At 63.4% G+C, this 1,086-nt stretch carries 1 protein-coding gene; it reads left to right on the forward strand.

The features are described from left to right. The coding region (locus ACX40P_RS15140) for a LysR substrate-binding domain-containing protein (RefSeq protein ID WP_459127189.1) at positions 1-735 on the forward strand (735 nt) is incomplete at its 5' end. Between the last annotated feature and the right edge of the window lie 351 nt (positions 736-1,086).

Here is a 1,086-nt window from a genome sequence, read left to right on the forward strand (position 1 = left end):
ACGACGCGCTCGGTCGCACCCACTGCCGCCGGCGAACTGCTCCTGCAGTCGATCGACCCAGCTCTAGCGCAGGTCGCGAATGGACTGGCCGCGCTTGCGGACTGGCGCGATGCGCCGTCGGGCACGGTACGGCTTACGACCTTCGGCTATGCGGCGCGCACCATCCTGGCACCCCGACTGCCGCGCTTCCTGCTCGACCATCCCGACGTGTCGGTCGAGGTGATTGTAGAGGACCGTTTGATTGACCTTGTCGCCGGCGGTTTCGATGCGGGCATAAGGCTGGGCGAGACTGTTCAGCGCGATATGGTGGCCATACCCGTCGGTCCGGCGCTGCGCACGGTTGTTGTGGGAACGCCAGGCTATTTCGCGCAGCGCGATCTCCCTCAGACACCGGACGATTTAGCCGATCATGTTTGCGTCAATTACCGCCTGCTGGGAGGTGGTGGGCTGCTGCCATGGGAGTTCAGGGTAAACGGGCGTGACCTGAAAATGAAAGTGTCGGGTCAGCTTATCGTCAGCGATGAGGTACTGGCCGCAGCCGCAACGCGAGCCGGTGCGTGTATCGGATACATGATGGAACACGACGTGGCCGACGAGATCAGGGATGGTCGGCTGGTGCAGGTGCTCACAGACTTCTGCACCCCCTATCCCGGCTGCCAGCTCTATTATCCAGATCGTCGGGTCAGCCCTGCGCTGCGCGCCTTGATTGATACGCTTCGCTGGCAGGACGCCTAGACCCACATTCGGTCAGCCGGGGCGGCTTCTCAAGCTTGCTCGCCTTTAGATAGTGATGGCCCGCGCTATCCATAGATCGTCCTTCTATCTGAACGTCAAGCCGCGCCAAGCGTGCAGATCAGGCGCGTGCAGCGCCGCTCGGCCTACACCCGCCTCGCGGGACGGGTGGAGCAGGCTAAACGCGGCGTGAGCCCCGGACACGGCCGCTTCGAGGAGCAAGGAGGACTGCGCTGACCTGGATCGGTTGACCCTGCTCGTGACCTCGCGTTGATTAGCCTGAGGGGCATGATCGGACGGTAGCTACGTGCCAGCCGCGTGCTGATGCGGCGAGCCGCTCTTCACCAGCGATCA

It is taken from the genome of Sphingomonas sp. RS2018, assembly GCF_054489605.1.